The following is a 512-nucleotide window of genomic DNA, read 5'->3' on the forward strand; positions in this document are numbered from 1 at the left end:
TTTAAAATGGTGCCCGAGGCCGGACTTGAACCGGCACACTCTAAGAGCGAGGGATTTTAAATCCCTTGTGTCTACCAATTCCACCACTCGGGCATCGAGTTACTATCATTATTAAGTATTAATAATTTAGTTTGTGGATATTTATAGCTTACCTTGGTGAGTAATGGAGGCGGAACCCGGAGTCGAACCGAGGTAGACGGATTTGCAATCCGGTGCATGGCCACTCTGCCATTCCGCCGCTGTGCTATAAATGACTAATTTTTTAATTCTTTAGTAAGAATTTGGAGCGGTACACGAGGCTCGAACTCGTGACCTCGACCTTGGCAAGGTCGCGCTCTACCAGCTGAGCTAGTACCGCATCACATTTAGTTTATTACAGTTAAACTATACTGTTTTCCACTTTTAAATAAGCCATTATTTAAAATGGTGCCCGAGGCCGGACTTGAACCGGCACACTCTAAGAGCGAGGGATTTTAAATCCCTTGTGTCTACCAATTCCACCACTCGGGCAT

The 512-nt window shown here is 45.1% G+C and carries 4 tRNA genes; all 4 read right to left on the reverse strand.

Annotated features, from left to right (window positions below):
* Window positions 1–7: 7 nt before the first annotated feature.
* The 4 genes from BM088_RS20980 to BM088_RS20995 all read right to left on the reverse strand — a co-directional run bounded on the left by BM088_RS20980 (window position 8) and on the right by BM088_RS20995 (window position 510).
* Window positions 8–93: transfer RNA gene (locus BM088_RS20980), tRNA-Leu, on the reverse strand.
* Window positions 94–164: 71 nt separating this feature from the next.
* Window positions 165–238, reverse strand: a tRNA-Cys gene (locus BM088_RS20985).
* A gap of 44 nt (window positions 239–282) precedes the next feature.
* Window positions 283–358 (reverse strand) — tRNA-Gly (locus BM088_RS20990).
* Window positions 359–424: 66 nt separating this feature from the next.
* Window positions 425–510: transfer RNA gene (locus BM088_RS20995), tRNA-Leu, on the reverse strand.
* Between the last annotated feature and the right edge of the window lie 2 nt (window positions 511–512).

This window comes from Pseudoalteromonas denitrificans DSM 6059 (assembly GCF_900112265.1).
In the GTDB taxonomy this organism is placed as follows: Bacteria; Pseudomonadota; Gammaproteobacteria; order Enterobacterales; family Alteromonadaceae; genus Pseudoalteromonas; species Pseudoalteromonas denitrificans.